The following is a 19,634-nucleotide window of genomic DNA, read 5'->3' as shown; positions in this document are numbered from 1 at the left end:
CGTCACGGGCCGAACCTGACGCTCGACCCGCCCGGCCTGCGCGTATACCCGCCCGTTCTCTGGTACGGACGGTCGCATGATCGTTGCTTCCCGGCGGCACGCGCCGACCGCGCACGAGTTCCTGCGTTTCGCCGGCGACTCCCATGAAGGAAATTCCCCCGGAGAGGGTGCGTGGGCGGCGGCCGCCCTCATCTGCGCCGCGACCCTGCTGGGCGCCTGGCTGGTCCGCCGGTACGAACGGAGCGTGGCCCTGTGGCTCTCGCTCGGCTCCGCCGTGATGCTGGTGACCGCGCTGACCGACATCGGCCCGGAGGTCTGGCGGGGGGCCGTCGAAAGCGGCGTACCGCTGTGGTGGTGCGCGGTCGCCGCCGCGACCGGGTTCCTGGTGATCGCCCCCGTCACCCGCCCCGGCTGCGGATGCGGTCCCGACCGGGCCAGGCCTCCGCGGCCCTCGGCCGTGTTCGGCGTTACGGGTACCGCTGCCGCCCTCGTCACCCACCGCGTGATCGAGGGCACCGCTCTCGGTCTGTCGGTATCACTGCCCGTCATCCTCGGGCTCGTGCTGCACTCGGTCGGCGAGGGACTCGCCCTGGCCACGCTGATCAAGGAGGCCGAGGGGCGGCTCGCGCCCTGGCTGCTGGTCGCCGGGATCAGCCCCGCGGTCGGCGTCGTCCTGGCCGCCCTCCGGCCACTGCCGCCGTCCGCGACCCCCGTCCTGCTGGCCGCGGTGTGCGGTGTCCTGCTGCGTACGGCCGTGGTGGGGCTCGGACTCGCCGCCACCAAGCGCTTGCAATCCGATTCAGGCTGGGCTTAATTCAGGATCGACTGTACTGTTCGGCTCATGGAGATGAGTCACGCAGGCGCCCCCGCGGTCGCCGTGAACGCCGCCGCGCTCGCCCGCATCGGGACGGCGCTCGCCGACGAGAACCGGCGCCGGCTGCTGCTGGCCCTGCTGGAGGCCCCCGCGTATCCCTCGGATCTCGCCGAAACGCTGGGGATGACCCGCGGGAACGTGTCGAACCACCTGTCCTGTCTGCGCGGCTGCGGCCTGGTGCGCACCGTGTCCGTCGGCCGTCGGGTCCGCTACGAACTGGCCGACCCCAAGCTCGCGCACGCCCTCGCCGAGCTGGCCGCCCTGGTCCTGCTCGTCGACTCCGAGGGTGCGGCCGAGGAGGTGTGCGCCCCGGACGACTGCGCCCGCCCCGGCGGAGAGGGCACTGCGACCACCGCTGCCACCACGGCCGAGGAGGCCCTTCATGGCTGACGCGTGCTGCGGGACCGACACGCCCGCCCCGGCTCCCGCCGCCGCCGAGCCTGCCGCGCCGCCGGCCGCGATATGGCAGGTCCGCGAGCTCCAGGCCGCCGCCGTCTCCGGTGTCCTGCTGCTGGTCTCCCTCTTCCTGCCCGGCCCCTGGGACACGGCCGCCGGACTGGCGGCGCTGCTCGTCGGCGCGGCGACCTTCGTCCCCGGCACCCTGCGCGGCCTGCTCAAGGGGCGGCTCGGCGTCGGGCTGCTCGCACGCGTCCGCGTCCCGGTCCGACCGGCCGCCGAACCCTCTCGGGGAGGCAACGAAATCCGCACTTGAGATGGCTCTCGACCATCGATTCAAATGTTACTCAAGGGTTTTGCTTAAAAAAGCATGGCTCTTCGGCTTGCGTGGTGCCATACCTGTCCGCAAGTATCTGAGTCCTGCCCGGGCCGTTTCGCCCTGGCCCCCGCACGCCTCCATGTCTGGACGCCTGGCCGCGCACCGGTAACCCCGTGCCGCCAGCCGGTGAACCGCCCGATCCGCGCGGCCGCCCGGACGACCTGTCGAGGCTCGCCGCGCGACCCGCGTCGCGCTCCCTCTCATTCACCTACCCTCAAGGCAAGGCAGAGATGGCACCACTGGCCGCGCGCCGACGACCCCGCACCACCCCGCACCCGGTGGACGAGGTCCTTCCGCTCCCCAGCCTCGCGCTCTACGGATTCCAGCACGTCCTGGCGTTCTACGCCGGCGCGGTGCTCGTACCGGTGATCCTCGGCAACAGCCTCGGACTCTCGCGGCAGGAACTCGTCTACCTCATCAACGCCGACCTGGTCACCGCCGGCATCGCCACGATCATCCAGGCGTGGGGCTTCTGGCGGATCGGAGCCCGGCTGCCGCTCGTCCAGGGCGCGACCTTCACGGCCGTCTCGCCCATGATCGCCATCGGCCAGGGCGCGGGCGGCGGCACCGCCGGTCTGCTCGTGGTGTACGGCGCCGTGATCACCGGCGGAGTCGCGGCCTTCCTCTTCGCCCCGTTCGCCGGGCGGCTGACCGCGTACTTCCCGCCGATCGTGACCGGCACCCTCCTCACGGTCATCGGCATCGTCCTCATCCCGGTCGCGCTGCAGGACGTCGGCGGCGGCTCGGCGCTGCTCGGCCGGCCCGGCTACGGAGACCCCGTCAACCTCGCCTACGCGGGCGGGACTCTCCTCTTCATCCTGCTGGTGATCCGGTTCGGCGGCCCGTTCCTGCGCAGTGTCGCGGTGCTGCTCGGACTGGTGGGCGGAACCACCGTCGCCTGGCTCCTCGGCGACGCCGACCTCGGGGCGGTCGACCAGGCCGACTGGCTCGGTGTCAGCACGCCCTTCCACTACGGCATGCCGCACTTCTCGGTCTTCCCGATGCTCGCGATGGTCGTCGTCATGCTCATCACCGTGGTGGAGACCACCGGAGACGTGTACGCGATGGGCGAGATCACCGGCCGGAAGGTCGACGGGGACACGGTCAGCCGTGCGCTGCGGGCCGACGGCGTCGCCACCGTGCTCGGCGGCGTGCTCAACTCCTTCCCGTACGTGGCGTTCGCGGAGAACATCGGCCTGGTCCGGATCTCCCGCGTCACCAGCCGGTTCGTCATCGTCGCGGCCGGTGTCTTCATGATCCTGCTCGGCCTCGTGCCGAAGGCCGGCGCCGTCGTGGCCTCCGTACCCCACCCGGTGCTCGGCGCGGCGGCGGTCGTGATGTTCGGCATGGTCGCCACCGTCGGCATCCAGATCCTCGGCAAGGTCGACCTGCGGGAGGAACGCAACTCCATCATCCTGGCCGTCAGTCTCGGCGCCGCGATGCTCCCGACCGCGGTCGCGCCGTTCTTCGAGCGCATGCCCACCGAGGTGCGGGCCGTCCTGGGCAGCGGCATAACCCTCGGCACGCTGGCGGCGGTCCTGCTGAACCTGTTCTTCCACGTGTTCGAGAGCCGCCGCAAGCGGGAGGCGATCGACTGGGACGGGCTTGCCGCGTACGACGACGGGGCGGGTCCGCAGGCCGCCGCGGCCGCCCGCTGACCGCCGCGGCCCGCTGACCCGTCTCCGCTCCGCAGAGCCCGTCGCTCTGCGGAGCCGCCCACCGAGGTGATCCGCACGTGTCCCACCCTCCGTTCTCTCCCGCCCAGGCCAGGGCCGCCCGTCTCCGTATCGGCCTGACCCCCGAACAGGTCGTGGCGGCCATGGCCCAGTTGGGGGTGCACCACCTGGCGCAGACCGTCATCTCCTGGGAGACGGGGGTGGCGGCGCCCTCGGAGACCGAACTCTTCGCGCTGGCCGACGCCCTGTGGTGCTCCGTACCGGAGCTCATGGCGTTGCAGCCCAGATCCCTGCGCGAACATCGCCTGGCCCGGCACTTCACCGCGGAGCGCCTGGCCCAGCGCATCGGCATGGACGTACACACGTACGCCCGGGCCGAGAACGACCACGACTGGAGCGGAACCGACCGGCAGACGCTGTTCCTGGCGGACGCCCTCGGCCTCGAACCGGGCGAACTGCTGCGCGTCATCGGTCGCGCCGGCGAACTCGACGGCATACTCCGCCAGGCCGTCGAAGGCCGCTGGAAGCAACACACCGCCACGCTCGCGCGGCTGGTCGGCGCCCCTGAGCGCAGAGTGGCGCAGGCGCTGCGCACCCTTCACCAGGAGTACGGCCGGTTCAACGAGCGCTACATGGGCCACCTCGTCGCCCGCAGCGACCACGCACGGCTGAAGGAGATCGCCACTGAACGCGCCGACTGGCTGCACGCCCTCCCGGACCGCTTCCTCCACCTCGCCGACGCCGGCACCCGGCCCTCGCCCTGAGCGGTGAACCCCTCGCGTGTTACTCATCGGTAAGCGATGATGTGGGGACAACCATCCATACGCGGGGGGCTGAGGTAGCGGTGACGACTTTCGACGAGCGGACCAAGGTGCACGCCTTCCGGGACGACGCCCTGGGAGAGCACGACGCCGTCGGTCTCGCCGCGGCGATCCGGCGGGGCGAGGTCGGAGCCGCCGAGGTCGCCAGGGATGCGGCCGAGCGGGTACGGGCGGTCGAGGCGCGCCTCAACGCCGTACAGGCGTACGTCGACGTCCCGGCGGCCGGCGCCGACGCGGGCGGCTCCGAAGCGGGCGGTGCCTTCGCCGGAGTGCCGACCTTCGTCAAGGACAACACCGACTACCTGGGCCTGCCCACCGGTCACGGCAGCGCGGCCTTCACGCCGAGGGCGGCGCGGCGGCACGCGCCGTTCGCCCGGCAGTTCCTGGGCAGCGGCGTCACGGTGCTGGGCAAGACCCGGCTGCCCGAGTTCGGGTTCAGCCCGACCACGGAGTACGAAGGCGCCGAGCCGGTCCGGAACCCGTGGAACACGGCGTACTCGGCCGGTGGTTCGTCGGGCGGCAGCGCCGCGCTCGTAGCCGCCGGCGCGGTGCCGATCGCGCACGCCAACGACGGTGGTGGCTCGATCCGTATCCCCGCCGCCTGCTGCGGTCTCGTCGGTCTCAAGCCGACCCGTGGCCGGGTCGTGGCGAACGCCCAGAGCCGGCAACTGCCGCTCGACATCATCTCCGACGGCATCGTGAGCCGTTCCGTGCGGGACACCGCCGCGTTCCTGGCCGCCGCCGAGACGTACTGGCGCAACCCCAAGCTGCCGCCGGTGGGCCGGGTCGAGGGCCCCTCGGAGCGGCGGCTGCGCATCGGGTTCCTGCTGGACTCGCCGAACGGGGTCCACTCCGACGCCGCCACCCGTACGGCCGTCACGGAGACCGTGGCGACGTTCGAACGCCTGGGGCACACCGTGGAGCCGGTGGAGCTCGCGATCGAACCCCGCTTCACCGAGGACTTCCTCACCTACTGGGGCATGCTGTCGTTCCTCATCGGCGCCACGGGGCGGACCCTCGGCGCCGACTTCGACCGGCACCGCATGGACGGCCTCAGCCGGGGGCTACGCGACGCGTACCTCCAGAACTGGCGGCGCACTCCGGGCGTGCTGCGCAGGCTCAAGCGCACGAGGGAGGCGTACGCGGCGGCGTTCCGCGGGCTCGACCTGATCCTTTCCCCCGTACTCGCCCACACCACGCCCCCGATCGGTCACCTCGGCCCCACCGTCCCCTACCCGACGCTGATCGAACGGATCCTCGCGTACGTCGCGTTCACGCCGATCGACAACGTCGTCGGCACCCCGTCGATCTCGGTGCCCACGCCGGGCGCGACCGAGGACGGGCTGCCCGTCGGCGTCATGCTCTCCGGCCGTCCCGGCAGTGAACGGACGCTGCTGGAGGCCGCGTTCGCGCTGGAGGCCGAGCGCCCGTTCCGGCGTATCCAGGGCTCGTGACATCGCGGCGGTACGGCGACCCCGGCAGTGCCCGGTGCCGGTGCCGGGGCGGGGGAGACCCGGGATCGACCTCGTAGTACTGCTCCCCGGACGTGTTATTCGCTCCGTCGGCCCAGCGGGGACGTTCCCGGATGGCGCAGTATCACCGGCTGCGCACTACTGGTAATCAAGTGTGCGCTTTCTGGTGCTCACGAGACAGCCACGGTGGACGCCTAGGTTGTTCCACGAACGGAGCCCGCGATGACCCCCTACCCCTTCACCAGCAATCGGGCCGAAGACGACGGAGACCGGATCGCCGGGCCCGCCCCCACGCCGTCCCCTCAGTTCGTTGTCCCCCCGGCTCCGAGTACGCCCCCTCCCGCTGCCGTATGGCCGGCGCCGCCGGGCCACGAGCGGGCAGCGGGCACACCCGAAACGCCCGCCGCAGCCAAAACGCCCGCCGAAGCGGAAACACCCGCCCCACCCGCCGAAGCGGAAACACCCGCCCCACCCGCCGAAGCGGAAACACCCGCCCCACCCGCCGAAGCCGACACACCCGCCGCACCCGCCGCAGCCGACACAGCCGACGCCTCGGAGCAGGCGGACAGGTCCGAGACCGGCGACGAGGCGATACACACCCTTCTCTCGACGGCGGCGACCGAGCGGCCGGTCGAAGAGGTCGCCTCGCTGGTAGCCCGCCTCCAGGCGACCGGAGAGCTGTCCAGCCCCGCCGACGTGGCGCTCCGCGCGGCCGCCGTCACCCGCCCCCTGGACGAGGTACGGCAGCTCGTCGCGCTGCTCAACGAATCGGGGTACGACCTCCACCAGGCCGAGACCACGCTGCGCGCCGCGGCCGTGGGGCGGCCGATCGAGGACGTGGTGGCGCTCGTCAACATCCTCGGAACGGACGGCAGCGACTGGCGCTCCGCCGGCGCGGACGCCGAGGAGCGGAAGGCCGGGCGCGGCAAGGACGACGGCGAGCGGGTCGGCAGCGACGCCGCCGCCTCGAAGGCCTCGAAGCGGCCGGAGGGATCCGCGAAGTGGCCGAGGTCGGCCCTGGACGGCGCCCTGGCCGCAGGTCCCGGCAGCCACACCGCCTCCTCGGCGCTGCGGTCCGTGTTCCGCTGGCCGGCCGCGGTCGCCCTGCTCGTCTGCGGCCTCGTCCACGTGCCTACGGATCTCGCCGACCTGCGCGCGGGCGGCCAGGCGGAGACGCTGTCCGTGGTCGTCACCGTGCTCTGTCTGCTGTGCGGCGTATGGCTGGCGGTACGGGACACCATGATCGTCTGGGCCGCCGCCACGGGGCTCGCCGTCGGCGTCATCGTGCTCCACGCACTGGAGAGCGGCGGCATGGTCCATCTGCTGAACAGCGGCCTCGCCTTCACGTACACCTGGGCGAAGGCGGCAGCGCTGCTGAGCGCCGTGGCCGTGGTCATGCTGGCCGGCTCGACCGTGGTGCGCTCCGCGAGGGCGGCCGGCGCGGCGGACAGCGCCTGACGCGCCGTGTCGCGACCCCGCCGAGGAGCGCCTCAGGGTTTCCCTGGAGGCGCTCCTCGCGCACGGGGCGCGCCCTCACCTGATGTCGAAGAGCGGGCAGGTGATCGTCAGGCCCAGGTCGTCGCCGACGTACGAGAAGAACGCGAGGAGCATCAGCGCCGCACCGCCCAGGGCGATGTCCTTCAGGAAGTGGACCTGTTCCATCTGCCGCGCCTGGGGATCTTCCTCCCGCCAGAAGCCGTGCATCAGGACGGCGGTGGGGAAGAGGAAGGCGGCGATGAGAAGGGCGCCGAGGTCCGCCCAGATGCCGAGGGCGATGCTCACCCCGCCGGCCAGTATGAGGAGGCCGCTGGCGATCGTGGCCGGGACGGCGGCCGGTACGCCTCTCGAGGCGGCGTAGGCCCCCATGGCCTGGGTCTTGGTGAGATGGCCGAAGGCCGACGCGAAGAAGAGCAGGACGAAGAGAATGCGCCCGATGAGTACCAATGCGTCCATGGTGACCTCCCGGAGACACCTGCGGCCGCGACATCTCAATTCTCTCACCGTGACCGCGAAGCGAGGCCGACCCTCCGGAGCCCCCGACACGAGGGGCTTGGTCCGGAGGGACAGAGCCCGCGAGCGCTCAGGCCTGCGGCTGCTGGTTGATGTTGACCAGCCAGGTGATGCCGAAGCGGTCCGTGCACATGCCGAAGACGTCCCCCCACATCTGCTTCTCCATCGGGACGGACACCGTGCCGCCGGCGGAGAGCTTGTCCCAGTAGCCACGCAGTTCCGCGTCGTCCTCCCCGCTCACGCTCACCGAGATGTTGTTCCCGGGCTTGTGCCCCATTCCGGGCGGGGTGTCGGCGCCCATGAGCGTGAAGCCGTTGTCGGCTTCGAGCATGCTGTGCATGATCTTGTCGGCGGCGTCTCCGGCCTCCTTCTCGCCGAAGTCACCGAAGGTGCTCATCGTCAGAGTGCCGCCGAAGATGGTCTTGTAGAACTCCATGGCTTGCCGGGCGTCGCCGTCGAAGCTGATGTAGGGGTTGAGCCGAGAAGGCACGATGCATCCCTTCGTGATGGTGCGTCAGTTCTGGCAGATTAGGCGAATCTCCGCCGACGGCCTGGGCGACTCCCCGGTGGACGCGAGCCAGGACGCGGTCGGGTCGTCGGCGATGCCTGCCTGGGCCCCTACGCCGTCGCGGTCGGCGGCGAGTATGGCGTCGAGCAGTCCCGGGAACCGGGCGTCGAGGTCCTCCCGGCGCAGCCGGACGAAGCTGCGGGTGCCTTCCTGCCGGCCGCGGATGACGCCGGCGGCGCGTGGGTCGCCGGGTCGCCGCGCTGGAGGAGGCCGGTTCGACCTGCGCGTCGTCGCGCCCAGCCTGCTGGCGCACGCGGCTCTGCCGCACCTGCGACGGAGTCGGGGCGCGATCGTCAACGTCTCCAGTACCTACGGCCACCGGCCGGACCCCGGGGCCACCCACCACGGGGCGTCCAAGGCCTACGGGGCGTCCAAGGCCGCCCTCGAACAGCTGGCGCGCTCGTGCAGCACGAGGCTGCCCGGATCCCGCTGGGCCGGCGCGCTGAACCCGAAGAGGTCGCCGAGTGGATCCTGCGCCTGGCCGACCCCGGCACCACCTGGCTCACCGGCCAGATCCTCACCGTCGACGGCGGGCCGGAACTCGTATGACCCCTGGTCCACGCGTCCTCAGCGGTCACCACCGTCGAAGACGCAACCGACCGTGGCGCCGCTGCCCATGCTGACCACGCCCACGGCCGGGTCGGTGCCGGCTCGTACGAAGCCGCCGCCGTAGCCGTCGTCGTCGGCGCCGCGGGCACCCAGGTAGAGGCCCCAGTTGAGGAAGAGTTCCTGTACGCCGCCGACGCCGTCGGGAAAAGGCTCAGCCGCGGGACGTACCCGGTGCTGGAGCACGTACGGGCCGTTCATCGCCGAGGTGACCTGGCCTTCCCACTCCGCGGCGGCGACCTTCCAGCCGGCGATGATTCCGTTGCCACCGTGCAGCAGGGTCGGCTTCAGGATCAGCTCGTGCTGGTGGGCAAGGGCGTGGGCGAGCGTGTCGACCTGGGTGCCGCCGGGGTCCGCGGTGCGGGGGCGTACGTACCGTGTCCAGGGCAGGACCCGGTCGATGCACGCCAGTTCGGCGGCGTCGAACAGGTCACGGTGCTGCTCGTCGGAGAGCATCGCCAGGGTGCCCTTGTTTCCGTACAGTTCGGCGTCCAGCCGGCTGAACAGGCCCACCCTGCCCTGCTCGACCGCGGCCAGCAGCGGCTCCAGCTGGGCCGCCGACGCGGGGTCGGTGAGGTCCTCGGCCAGGAAGTACCGGAAGACGACGTCGACGGCCCGGCCCGAGACCGTCGGACGGCCGTTCGGGTACGTGAGCTCGCCGAGGTCGCAGGCGATCCCCTCGACTCCGTGGTCGGCCAGCATCGAGGCGAACACCTTCAGCCGGGGGCCCACGACGGCGAAGTTCTCCACCGTGTCCACCACGGCGACGACGGGCGCCCGGTCGGTGGGGATGGCCGCGGCGCACTCGGCGTACATCGTCCGCACCATGAGGCCCAGCGTGTCCCGGTAGCGGAGCCCGTGCCGCCGTACGAACTCCTCGAGCGGTGGGTACGTCAGCATCGCCCGGTTGATGTCCGCGTTCTCGAAGCCGCCGAGCGCGCTGGTGATGTTGAATTCGAGGAGTTTGAACCCCGTACCGTCGTGATAGAGGTCGGCCCGCCCCAGCGGGAGCAGCACTCCGGTCCGGGCGCTCCGCGTGATCAGCGCGGATTGCAGGGGATCCATGCCGACCGCCGCGGCCAGTGCGGTGATGCTGCCGCCGAACACCCGCTCCGGCAGCGAGCGCAGCAGCTCGTAGACGGTGTGGAGGTCTTCCACCACGGTGCGGCGCTCGGCCTCGGCGAGGAAGGCCGGGCCGTTCAGGAACCGGTCCTGGTACGCGAGCGTGAGGGTGGCCGACTCCCGGGCGGCGGCCGTGGGGTGACCCGTCCACGCATGCCGCGCGAGCTGTTCCGCGTACGCGTGGCCCAACCGCGACCTGGGCGGCGTGGGCAGGCTGGTGGTCGTCATCGCATGTCCTTTCCGGAGCTGACTGTGGGGTCCGGTACGCACCGATGCACCGATGCACCGATGCACCGACGCGCCGACGCGCCGACGCGCCGATCAGTCCGTGTCCGTCGGTCGCGGTGCCTGCTCGGTGCTCTGCTCGGCGTTCTGTTCGGCTCGGGTGATCCAATGGCGGCGGGCGCCCACGAGGAGCCCCACCGCGACGACCGCCATGACGACCGCGCCGGCGCCGAACACGGCGCGGGTGCCGACCTCGGCCGCGAGGATGCCGCCGGCCGCCGCACCGACGGGGAGTCCGCCCCAGGCGACGAGCCGGTACACGCTGTTCGCCCGCCCGAGCAGGTGCTGCGGCACCAGGGTCTGCCGCAGCACGACCACGACGACGTTCCACGTCACCGTCCCGCACGCGAAGATCGCGAGGGCCGCGCCGGCCGCGTACACCGAGTCCACGGTGGCCAGCACCGTCTCGCTCATGGTGATCAGGACGGCGGTGGCGACCAACGCTCCTTCCCGGCCGAGGCGTTCGGTCAGGGCGGGAGCGAATCGAGAGGCCGCGACGGCTCCGACGGCCTGACAGGCGAGCAGGACTCCGTACCCGAACGGGCCCAGGCCGAGCACCTTCCCGCTGTACACCACGAGCACGGCGAGCATCGCGTTCCCGGCGAGGTTGATCAGGCACGACACCAGGGCGAGGCTGCGCAACAGGTGGTGCGAGAACAGCCACTTGGCGCCGGCGAGCATCTCCGACAGCACCCCGGAGCCGGCCTTGTCCGGTCCGCGCTCGATCGGCCGGGTGCGGCGGATACGGCTGACCAGGACGGCGGAACACAGGAAGGTGGCCGCGTCCACGGCGAAGGGCAGGGCCATCGCCACACCGAACATCAGCGCGCCCAGGAGCGGGCCGACGAAGCCGGTGCCGGCCTCCTGCGCGGCCATGATGCGGGCGTTGGCGGTGGAGAGTCCGGCCTTCGGGGTGATGAACGGGACGAGTACCTGGGCGGCGTTGCGGCAGAGGACCTCGCCGACGCCGAGCAGGAACATGCACACGTAGAGCAGCGGCAGCCCGCCCCAGCCGCCGAGGATCCCGACGGCGAGTACCGCGAGCAGGGTGGCCCGGGCGATGTCGACGCGCACCATCATCGCCCGGATGTCGACGCGGTCGACCAACAGCCCGGCCGGGATGCCGAACAGGAGGAACGGCGCGGTGAAGGCGACCGAGGCCGCGCCGATCAGGCGGGGGTCGTCGGTCAGCCGGCTGGCCAGCAGCGGGGCGGCGGCGATCGTGGCCCCGTCGCCGAGCGAGGACACGGCGGCGGACCACCACAGCCGGGAGAAGTCGCGGCCCAGGCGCGGCCGTTGCGCGCTGGTCCTGTCGGTCGTCGATGTGCTCATGACGCCATGCGGCAGCGCAGCCGACAGTCCACCGTCTCCCCCTTCGACATGCCGCCGGTCGGCGACCCCCATCGGCCCGCCGTCGCTCGCCGAGACCCGTACGCCTGGCGTGCCGGTCTCGGCGAGGATAGACGGCGCCGTGCGGCGGCGTCGAGGGAAAGATCAGGTCCGTCGGGCGGCGAGACACCTGTCGCCCGAGCTCGTCCGAGGAAGATCAAATTCCGTATGGCAGAGGGGGTTTGCGTCCCGCGGTCTTCTGATATGTTCGCCGCCGCTGGGCGCTGAACCGGTGGTCAGCAACGGTGTATGCACGGTGTATGCAGGGGGAGGGCAGGCCGTCGTCGGGGCATTCGTACGCTCCGTCAGGGCCCCTGGTCCGACTTGGGGATGAATCGTTTCGGCGCGCCGACCCGCGGCCGCGGATTCTCCGTCTCCGGTCCCGCCGCACGTCGGCTTCCTCACGCTTCGCCTGAGTCAGGGCCGCCACAAGCGGCCGCGCGCACGTCGAAGGGTTGAGGACGACGTTCATGGGAACTTGCCACCTCCGGCCTGACGGAGGCATACGTTGAGTCTCACGGCCAGCCTGACGAAAGTCCGCCCGGACGTCGTCGAACCTGTGACGGTCGCCGTCATCGGCACCGGGGCGATCGGCCGCGACCTGGTCAGCAAGATCGACCGGTCACCCGCGTTGGAGTGCCGGCTGGTGGCCGGACGTAACCCGGAGTCGGCGGGCCTGCGGTACGCCGAGAGCCTCGGCTACGCCACCACCGCCGACGGCATCGAAGCCGTACTGGCGGCCCCGCGCCCGTTCGACGTCGTCTTCGACGCCACCAGTGCCGCGTCCCACCGGGATCACTGGCCGCTCCTCGAGCCGCTCGGGACGCTGGTGATCGATCTGACGCCCAGCAAGGTCGGGCAGATGGTGGCGCCCACCGTGACCGGCCTGTCGGCGGCGACCGGGCGCAACGTCAATCTGATCAGCTGCGGCGGTCAGGCGTCCGTCCCGGTCACGCACGCGCTCGCGGCCCGCTTCCCGGTGACGTACATCGAGGTCGTCTCGACCGTGGCAAGTGACGTCGCGGGCCGTGCGACCAGGCTGAACCTCGACGAGTACGTGGCGACCACCGGCCACGCCGTGACGGCGTTCTCCGGCGTGAGCGACGTCAAGGCGATCCTCAACATCAGTCCGGCGGTGCCGCCGGCGACCTTCCGGACGGCCGTCCACGCCCGCATGGCCGGCGCCGACGCGGCCGCGGTGCGCGCGGTGGTCGACGGGGTGGCCGAGGAAGTGCGGTCCTTCGCCCCCGGGTACGAGGTCACCGCCTGCACCGCGGTCGGCGACCTGGTGACGATCACTCTCCAGGTCCTTGCGCACAGCGACGTCCTGCCGCCGTACGCCGGAAACCTCGACATCATCAACTCCGCCGCCGTCATGGTCGCCGAGCAGTACGCGGCCCGGCCGGACCGGGCGTCCCGCACGGGGGTGACCTCATGAAGCGACTCGTGATCCACGACCCGACCTTGCGCGACGGCCAGCACGCGGTCCGGCACCAGCTCGGGGTGACCGCGCTGCGCCGATACGCGGAGGCCGCGGACGCGGCGCGGATTCCGGTGGTGGAAGTCGGCCACGGCAACGGTCTGGGCGCCTCCTCGCTGCAGGTCGGGCAGGCCGCGGCGAGCGACGACGAGATGCTTTCGACCGTACGGGAGTCGCTGCGCCACAGCCGGATGGGCGTCTTCATGCTGCCCGGCTGGGGCACCTCCGACGACCTGCGGCGGGCTATCGCCCACCAGGTCGACGTCTTCCGCATCGGCGTACACGCCACCGAGACGTCACTCGCCGAGCGCCACCTGGGCTTCCTACGGGACGAAGGCGCAGAGGCCCACTGCGTACTGATGATGAGTCACATGGCCTCCCCGGACGAACTGGCCGAGGAGGCCGCGCGGGCCGTCGGATACGGGGCGCAGGCCGTGGGGATCATGGACTCCGCGGGCCACTTCCTCCCCGCGGACGTCACCGCGCGGATCGGCGCGATCGTCGAGGCGGCCGACTCCGTCCCGGTGATCTTCCACGGACACAACAACCTCGGCATGGCCGTCGCCAACTCGGTGGCCGCGGCCGACGCCGGCGCCCTGATCATCGACGGCTGCGCCCGTGGCTTCGGCGCCGGAGCGGGCAACACTCAGCTCGAAGTGGTGGTCCCGGTGCTGGAGCGGAGCGGGTACGCCACCGGTATCGACCTGTACGCACTCCTCGACGCCGCCGACCTCGCCGAGCGCGAACTCATGCCCGCACCACCGGTGACCGCCTCGATGAGCATCGTCAGCGGCCTGGCGGGAGTGTTCTCCGGATTCAAGCACCGGGTCGTCGAACTCTCCGCGGCCGCCGGTGTGGACCCGCGCGACGTCTTCTTCGAACTCGGCCGGCGGCAGGCCATCGCCGGCCAGGAGGACCTGATCGTGGACGTGGTGGCGCAGCTGAGCGGCCGCGAGACAGACGGCTGACGGGGCATCTGACCCACCCTCAAGAAGCCTGCCCTTCAAGAAGACCGCCTTCAGCAGAGCCCGCCCTCAAGAAGCCCGCCCTTCAAGAATGCCCGGCCTTCAGGAAAGGAGGACAAACGACATGGCAGTTCCGGAAGCTGTGCCCGAGTCGAACGGGGCGACGGGTGTCGAGGTCACCCGTATGTCGTTCGAAGAGTTCACGGCCGTCGGCCCCCGGGGGCTCTACAACGCCGACCGGCCCGTGGTGATCAAGCTGCCGAGCAGCGTGCAGGGACTCGGCCGGGACGAAGTGGCCGCGCGCCTCGCCGAGATGACCGTCACCCTCTTCACCGAGCCGGGCGACAAGAACCACCCGGGGCGCTGGGAGACACGGGACATCAAGCTCCGCGATTTCTTCGCGGACGAGCGGAACCTGACCGGCACGGACACCTGGCACCGGGTGGTGTCGAACATCCGCAGCAGTCCGGCCGACGTGAACGCCGTCATAGGCTTCGACGCCGAGGAGTTCTTCGGCTACGGCGACAGCCTGTACGCGGCCAACCTGTGGATCAGCCACCGCGGTGTGTTCACCAAGAACCACTTCGACGAGTTCGAGAACTTCAACATCGCGCTGGAGGGCCGCAAGCGGTTCATCATCGCGCCTCCCGGTGTACGGGACTACTACCCGAGGTCGGTACTGCGCGGGTTCGGGGACAAGTCCCAGGTCGTCGACCTCGACGACGTCGACCTGAAGCGCTACCCCAGGCTGGCGGCCAAGCTCGGCCAGCGCCGTGACTTCGTCCTCGAACCCGGCCACATGCTCTACCTGCCGCTCGGCTGGTGGCACCAGGCCGAGTCGCTGGACGACATGAACATCAACGTCAACTTCTGGCTCAAGTCCAAGAAGATCCTCCGCAGGCCGCACGTGCTCGGCGTCGCGCTGTACACGTACGCCTACCGGAGGTTCAAGGGCGTCTACAGCTACCAGCCCACCGAGGTGAACTCCTGATGACCGAGCGCAAGTCCATCACTCCCACCCACCGGTACCGCAACAACGACAGGCTCATCGGGATCGGCAACACCTTCTGGAACATGTCCTACGAGCACGGGGTCGCCGGCATCGTCGGTGACCTCGAAGACGGCGTGTTCCACATGCCCGACGGGCACGAGTTCGTCAACTTCACCGTCTGCTCCTACCTGGACCTGGACACCCACCCCAAGGTCATCGACGGTGCGGTCGCCTCACTGCGCCGCTTCGGGGTGCTCGACCACTGCATCCCGCGCACCCGCGTCCAGACACCGGTCCTGCTGGAGCTGGAGGAGTCGCTGGGCGAACTGTTCGGCGCGATGGTGATCAGCGCGGTCTCCACCGCGGCGGCCAGCACCGGTCTGCTTCCGCTGATCGCGTCGGGGCACCTCGGCAACGGCACCCGGCCGCTGATGGTCTTCGACAAGAACGCCCATGTCTCGCTGGCCAACTCCAAGCCGAGCTGCGCGGACGAGACCGAGGTGGTGAGCTGTGGCCACCACGACCTCGACTTCCTCAAGGACATGTGCCGCACCTACGAGCGCGTCGCGTACGTGGTCGACGGCTCGGACAGTCTCGGCGGCTACGCGCCCGTCGACGAGCTGGCCGAACTGCAGGAGAAGTACAACCTCCTGGTGTTCTACGACGACTCGCACTCGCTGTCCGCCTACGGTGAGCGCGGCATCGGCTACGTCCGCTCACACTCCCCGGTCCTCGACGAGCGGACCATCACCGTGGCGACCCTGAGCAAGGGCTTCGGCGCCGGTGGCACGGCGATCCTGCTCGACGGGTACGGAGAGGACACGCGGCGGCTCGTCGAACGGTTCGCGGGCCCGCTGGGCTACTCGCAGAAGATGAACGCCGCCGCGGTCGGCGCGGCGCTCGCCTCGGCCGAGATCCACCGCACCGAGGAACTCACCCGGCTGCAGGGGCGCCTGCGGGCCAACATCGCGCTGTTCGACTCGCTGGTCACGACCGAGCAGGCCAGCAGCACGTACCCGATCCGGGTGGTGCCGATGAGCGACGAGACCGTCGTCGACGCCGCCAAGCAGGTCTTCGCGGCCGGGTTCTACACCTCGCCGGTGTTCTTCCCGATCGTCGCCCGCGGCACCGCCGGACTGCGCGTGATGCTGCGGGCCGGCCAGACCGAGGAGCAGATCAAGCGGCTCTGCTCGGCTCTGATCGAGGCCGGGGCGCGCCCGGCGGCCGCCCTGCCCGAGCCGGAACCCCGGTGACCGGCGTGGTAGGGACGACCGGCGTGGGAGGGACGACGGGCACGGCACGGGCGATCCCGCGCAGCATCCTCTACACGCCGGCCCTTTCGCTGGAACGGGTGGTGAAGGCCTGGTCGTACGACGCGGACGTCCACCTCATCGATCTTGAGGACTCCGTACCGCCCGCCGACAAGCCGGCCGCCCGCGCGGTCTGCCTGGCCGCGCTGGAGCAGGCGCCGCGGCCCGAGAACGTCGCCGTGCGCATGAACGAGCTCGGCAGCCTCGCGGCGGTGCGCGACGTACTGATGCTGACCGACAGTCCGGTGAAGCCCGGCATCGTCATGATGACGATGGTGAACTCGGCGGTCGAGATCGACCTGCTGCGCCGGATCCTGGCGTCGGCGGGCGCGTATCCGGAGCTCTACGTGACGGTGGAGACGGTCGAGGCGATCACGAACATCGACGCCATCGCGAGTTCCGCCGACGGCCTGGTGCTCGGCTCGGCCGATCTGGCCGCCACGCTCGGGGTCGAGATCAGCTGGGAGGCCATGCAGGCCGCCCGGCAGGCGATGGCGATGGCCTGCGCCCGGTCCGGCGCGGCCTGCATCGACACGGCCAACTTCCGGCTCGCCGAGCCGGCGGTCCTCACCGAGGAGACCACCCGGGTGCGGGCCCTCGGCTTTCACGGCAAGGCCACGGTGCACCCGGGCGAACTCGACGTGATCAACCACATGCTGCGGCCCCGACCCGCTGAACTGGGACTGGCCCGCCAGGTGGCCGAGGCCGTGACGGCGGCCAACGGCGGGATCGCCGTCCTGGACGGCAACATGGTCGGGCCGCCGTTCGCCCGGCTGGCCCGCACCACGGTGGCGCGCGAGGACGCCTGGACCAGCCGGTTCGGCGGAGACGGTGAGCAGGCATGACCGCACCGGTGATGGTCCACGCGGCCGACATGTCCGGCACCCGGCGGATGACCCGAGTGATCGACGTGCTCGGCGAGATGTTCGTGGACCTGGCCGCCGGCCGGACCCGGTCCCCGGCCCGTACCGTCGTCGAACACGGTGATCAGCGCGTCCTCCTGGTCAGCCCCGCCGTCTGGGAGCAGCGCGGGGTGGGCAGCGTCAAGGTCACCACGCTCACCCCCGACAACCCGGCACGCGGGCTGCCGCTGATCCACGGGATCGTCGCCCTCACCGACCTGGAGACGGGGCGGATCACCGCCCTCCTCGACGGCGCCGAGCTCACCGCCGTACGTACCGGCGCGGTCGCCGCGCTGGCCACCCGCTGGTGCACTCCCGACGACGCCGACGACCTGGCGGTGATCGGCGCGGGGGTACAGGCGCGGGCCCTGATCCGGGCGGTGGCGGCGGTCCGCCCGATCCGTACCGTACGGATCCACTCGCGCACGCGCGCCGGCGCCGAGCGGCTCGCCGACTGGATCCGGGAGACCGTACCCGGACCCGTCCGCGCGACGGTCTGCGACACCGCGAAGGACGCCGTCACCGACGCGCCGATCATTTGCACGGCCACCTCGACCGCCGACGCCACACCCGTGGTGGAGGCGGACTGGGTGGCCTCCGGGGCGCATGTGAACGTGATCGGTGGCACCCACCCGGACGCCGTCGAGCTCGACCCAGCCCTTCTGGCCCGCGCCGTGACGCTCGTCGAGGACCGGGCCGCGGCGCAGGACGGCGCGGGCGAGATCCGGGCCGCAGTGGCCGACGGCTCGATCAAGGCGGAGGACCTGTACGAGCTGGGCCGGGTGGTGAGCGGCGAGATCGGCGTCGTCGGCCGGACCTCGGTGCTGCGCACGGTCGGGATGGCCATCGAGGACACCGCCGCCGCGGTGGCGCTGTGGGAGGGAGTGCCGGATGGACACATATGAGGACCTGGGTATGGGGAACGGCCATACGGGGCACGGGCACACGGGGAACAGCCATATGGGGAACGGGCATACCGGAAACGGGCATCCGTGGTTCGGTGGTCACCGGCTGCGGCCCGCCGCGTCGGCGGACACGATCCGGCAGATGCTGCGGCACGAGCTCCGGGACACCGGCTGGCCGCACCAGCGGCTCCTTCCCGCGGCACCGATGGCGATCCCGCGTGCGGCCTACGCCGAGGTTTTCCGGGTGAGCGTCGCGCTGATCGAGCTGTTGCGCCGTACCGCCCTGGAGACCGGACCCACCACCGCCGACAGGCTGACGGCCTACGACATGCCCGCCACCGAGGACCGGCTGTGGGTGCGCGACCCCTTCATCGAGGAGCGGTACGCCGACTCCGTGGTCCGCCCGGATCTGGTCATCGGGCCCAACGGGCCACAGTTCCTGGAGTTCAACGTCAGCGGCGCGCTCGGCGGCGTGGTGGAGACGCAGAGCCGGCTGGCGGTGTGGCGCAGGCTCCACGCCGACGCGGAGGGCCGGACCCCGTTCCGTTCGCCGAGCCCGTTCGCCGTACGCGCCGAGATGTTCCGGTCGCTCAGCGCGGAGCTGGCGCTGGCACCGCGGGTGGCCGTCGTCGGCAGTGCCCGGGTGATCGGCGTGCAGCGACGGTACTTCGAGATGGAGGCCGACTACTACAACAGCCACGGCCTGAGCGCACGCTTCTTCGAGCCGGAGGAGCTGCATGAGGCCTGGGACTGCGCCCCGCATCTGCGTCATCCGATCGGACTGCGGAACTTCACCATCCCGGACTGGCTGGAGGTGGGCCTCGACACCGCGCCGGTCCAGGACGCCCTCGACAACGGCTGCCTGCTGGTGGGCACCCAGACCTCGACCTTCATGCACAGCAAGCTCACCATGGGCCTGCTGTCGGAGGGGAGGCCCTGGATGACCGAGGGCGAGCGCAGGCTCGTCGAGCGGTACCTGCCGTGGACGCGGATCCTCTCGGAGCGGAAGACCGACCGCGAGGGCCGGCAGGTCGACCTGCTTCCGTTCGTGCTGGCGAACCGGGAGTTGCTGGTACTCAAGGCCGGCCTGGGGGAGAGCGGGAAGCAGGTGGTCATCGGCCGCGAGGTCGACCAGGCCGGGTGGGAGTCCGCCGTCGGTGCGGCGGTCGAGGCCGGCACCAGCGTGGTGCAGGAGTTCGTACGGCCGCAGACCTGCCGGGTCGCGCTGATCGCCGACGGTTCCGACGAGCCCCACGACGTCGACGTCGCCCCGGTCCTCGGCCCCCTGGTGTTCGGTGGTCGCCCGGCCGGGCTGTTCTGCCGGTTCTTCGGCGACGGTTCCGCCGGGATCGTCAGCGTCCGGGGAGGGACGAGCAGTTCCGACAACGTGATGGTGGCGATCTGACGGCAGGACGCGTCGAGCTCTGCCCATCTTCCGGGCGCGCGGGACGTGCCGTCCGCGTCGCCCTCTCCAGCGACATCA

The 19,634-nt window shown here is 71.2% G+C and carries 18 protein-coding genes and 1 pseudogene; 15 read left to right on the top strand and 4 right to left on the bottom strand.

All coding sequences use genetic code 11. The features are described 5' to 3' along the window. Positions 1-76 precede the first annotated feature (76 nt). From Q5762_RS01405 to Q5762_RS01375, 7 genes are all read left to right on the top strand, one after another. Positions 77-814: a hypothetical protein gene (locus tag Q5762_RS01405; RefSeq protein WP_315890013.1), complete on the top strand. Its 738-nt coding sequence runs from the start codon at positions 77-79 to the stop codon at positions 812-814. Positions 815-847: 33 nt separating this feature from the next. After that, on the top strand, positions 848-1,264 hold the full coding sequence (locus tag Q5762_RS01400) for an ArsR/SmtB family transcription factor (protein ID WP_399494263.1): 417 nt from the start codon (positions 848-850) through the stop codon (positions 1,262-1,264). Further along, on the top strand, positions 1,257-1,586 hold the full coding sequence (locus Q5762_RS01395) for a hypothetical protein (protein ID WP_315890012.1): 330 nt from the start codon (positions 1,257-1,259) through the stop codon (positions 1,584-1,586). The genes Q5762_RS01400 and Q5762_RS01395 overlap by 8 nt, the downstream gene beginning before the upstream one ends. 293 nt (positions 1,587-1,879) lie before the next feature. Beyond that, complete coding sequence (locus Q5762_RS01390) at positions 1,880-3,307, top strand: nucleobase:cation symporter-2 family protein (protein ID WP_315890011.1); 1,428 nt, start codon at positions 1,880-1,882, stop codon at positions 3,305-3,307. A 77-nt stretch (positions 3,308-3,384) separates the two neighbouring features. Next, the gene (locus Q5762_RS01385) at positions 3,385-4,089 is read left to right on the top strand and encodes a helix-turn-helix transcriptional regulator (RefSeq protein ID WP_315890010.1); all 705 of its coding nucleotides are present in this window, start codon (positions 3,385-3,387) and stop codon (positions 4,087-4,089) included. Between the two features lie 80 nt (positions 4,090-4,169). After that, complete coding sequence (locus Q5762_RS01380) at positions 4,170-5,600, top strand: amidase (protein ID WP_315890009.1); 1,431 nt, start codon at positions 4,170-4,172, stop codon at positions 5,598-5,600. A 240-nt stretch (positions 5,601-5,840) separates the two neighbouring features. Next, positions 5,841-7,076 (top strand): hypothetical protein, encoded by a 1,236-nt coding sequence (locus Q5762_RS01375; RefSeq protein WP_315890008.1) that lies wholly within the window; start codon positions 5,841-5,843, stop codon positions 7,074-7,076. A 75-nt stretch (positions 7,077-7,151) separates the two neighbouring features. On the opposite strand, the gene Q5762_RS01370 is transcribed toward Q5762_RS01375, so the two are convergent. Continuing rightward, positions 7,152-7,571, bottom strand: a complete 420-nt coding sequence (locus tag Q5762_RS01370; RefSeq protein ID WP_315890007.1) for a DoxX family protein — start codon at positions 7,569-7,571, stop codon at positions 7,152-7,154. A gap of 127 nt (positions 7,572-7,698) precedes the next feature. Next, on the bottom strand, positions 7,699-8,118 hold the full coding sequence (locus Q5762_RS01365; RefSeq protein WP_315890006.1) for a VOC family protein: 420 nt from the start codon (positions 8,116-8,118) through the stop codon (positions 7,699-7,701). A 1-nt stretch (position 8,119) separates the two neighbouring features. Between Q5762_RS01365 and Q5762_RS01360 the strand changes: the two are divergent. Further along, positions 8,120-8,745 (top strand): annotated as a pseudogene (locus Q5762_RS01360) (SDR family NAD(P)-dependent oxidoreductase). An 18-nt stretch (positions 8,746-8,763) separates the two neighbouring features. Here the strand turns inward: Q5762_RS01360 and Q5762_RS01355 are convergent. Continuing rightward, positions 8,764-10,152, bottom strand: coding sequence for a hypothetical protein (locus Q5762_RS01355; RefSeq protein ID WP_315890005.1), 1,389 nt, complete (start codon positions 10,150-10,152; stop codon positions 8,764-8,766). A gap of 93 nt (positions 10,153-10,245) precedes the next feature. Then, a complete protein-coding gene (locus Q5762_RS01350; RefSeq protein WP_315890004.1) occupies positions 10,246-11,541 on the bottom strand; it encodes an MFS transporter in 1,296 nt (431 codons plus the stop codon). A gap of 565 nt (positions 11,542-12,106) precedes the next feature. Between Q5762_RS01350 and Q5762_RS01345 the strand changes: the two genes are divergently transcribed. From Q5762_RS01345 to Q5762_RS01315, 7 genes are all read left to right on the top strand, one after another. After that, entirely contained in the window at positions 12,107-13,036 is a 930-nt protein-coding gene (locus tag Q5762_RS01345) for an acetaldehyde dehydrogenase (acetylating) (RefSeq protein ID WP_315890003.1), read from the top strand. Continuing rightward, positions 13,033-14,046 carry a 4-hydroxy-2-oxovalerate aldolase gene (dmpG, locus tag Q5762_RS01340; protein WP_315890002.1) on the top strand — a complete coding sequence of 338 codons (1,014 nt, stop codon included), beginning with the start codon at positions 13,033-13,035 and terminating at the stop codon, positions 14,044-14,046. The genes Q5762_RS01345 and dmpG overlap by 4 nt, the downstream gene beginning before the upstream one ends. A 121-nt stretch (positions 14,047-14,167) precedes the next feature. Next, positions 14,168-15,034: a cupin-like domain-containing protein gene (locus Q5762_RS01335; protein WP_315890001.1), complete on the top strand. Its 867-nt coding sequence runs from the start codon at positions 14,168-14,170 to the stop codon at positions 15,032-15,034. Then, positions 15,034-16,287, top strand: a complete 1,254-nt coding sequence (locus Q5762_RS01330; RefSeq protein WP_315890000.1) for an aminotransferase class I/II-fold pyridoxal phosphate-dependent enzyme — start codon at positions 15,034-15,036, stop codon at positions 16,285-16,287. The genes Q5762_RS01335 and Q5762_RS01330 overlap by 1 nt, the downstream gene beginning before the upstream one ends. Before the next feature lie 23 nt (positions 16,288-16,310). Next, the gene (locus Q5762_RS01325; protein ID WP_315889999.1) at positions 16,311-17,189 is read left to right on the top strand and encodes an aldolase/citrate lyase family protein; all 879 of its coding nucleotides are present in this window, start codon (positions 16,311-16,313) and stop codon (positions 17,187-17,189) included. Continuing rightward, positions 17,186-18,151: an ornithine cyclodeaminase family protein gene (locus Q5762_RS01320; protein WP_315889998.1), complete on the top strand. Its 966-nt coding sequence runs from the start codon at positions 17,186-17,188 to the stop codon at positions 18,149-18,151. Before Q5762_RS01325 ends, Q5762_RS01320 begins: the two co-directional genes overlap by 4 nt. Beyond that, entirely contained in the window at positions 18,138-19,556 is a 1,419-nt protein-coding gene (locus Q5762_RS01315; RefSeq protein WP_399494168.1) for a hypothetical protein, read from the top strand. The genes Q5762_RS01320 and Q5762_RS01315 overlap by 14 nt, the downstream gene beginning before the upstream one ends. Positions 19,557-19,634 lie beyond the last annotated feature (78 nt).

Origin of the sequence: Streptomyces sp. P9(2023) (assembly GCF_032436795.1) — a bacterium.
Lineage (GTDB): Bacteria > Actinomycetota > Actinomycetes > Streptomycetales > Streptomycetaceae > Streptomyces.
The sequence above is the reverse complement of the archived record's forward strand: the minus strand, read 5'-3'. Positions and strand labels throughout refer to the sequence as shown.

Coding starts and splice junctions, on each gene's coding strand:
- Q5762_RS01355 (WP_315890005.1), bottom strand. CDS start 10,152: ATGACGACCACCAGCCTGCCCACGCCGCCCAGGTCGCGGTTGGGCCAC.
- Q5762_RS01315 (WP_399494168.1), top strand. CDS start 18,138: ATGGACACATATGAGGACCTGGGTATGGGGAACGGCCATACGGGGCAC.
- Q5762_RS01330 (WP_315890000.1), top strand. CDS start 15,034: ATGACCGAGCGCAAGTCCATCACTCCCACCCACCGGTACCGCAACAAC.
- Q5762_RS01405 (WP_315890013.1), top strand. CDS start 77: ATGATCGTTGCTTCCCGGCGGCACGCGCCGACCGCGCACGAGTTCCTG.
- Q5762_RS01350 (WP_315890004.1), bottom strand. CDS start 11,541: ATGAGCACATCGACGACCGACAGGACCAGCGCGCAACGGCCGCGCCTG.
- Q5762_RS01390 (WP_315890011.1), top strand. CDS start 1,880: ATGGCACCACTGGCCGCGCGCCGACGACCCCGCACCACCCCGCACCCG.
- Q5762_RS01320 (WP_315889998.1), top strand. CDS start 17,186: ATGACCGCACCGGTGATGGTCCACGCGGCCGACATGTCCGGCACCCGG.
- Q5762_RS01395 (WP_315890012.1), top strand. CDS start 1,257: ATGGCTGACGCGTGCTGCGGGACCGACACGCCCGCCCCGGCTCCCGCC.
- dmpG (WP_315890002.1), top strand. CDS start 13,033: ATGAAGCGACTCGTGATCCACGACCCGACCTTGCGCGACGGCCAGCAC.
- Q5762_RS01370 (WP_315890007.1), bottom strand. CDS start 7,571: ATGGACGCATTGGTACTCATCGGGCGCATTCTCTTCGTCCTGCTCTTC.
- Q5762_RS01335 (WP_315890001.1), top strand. CDS start 14,168: ATGGCAGTTCCGGAAGCTGTGCCCGAGTCGAACGGGGCGACGGGTGTC.
- Q5762_RS01400 (WP_399494263.1), top strand. CDS start 848: ATGAGTCACGCAGGCGCCCCCGCGGTCGCCGTGAACGCCGCCGCGCTC.
- Q5762_RS01375 (WP_315890008.1), top strand. CDS start 5,841: ATGACCCCCTACCCCTTCACCAGCAATCGGGCCGAAGACGACGGAGAC.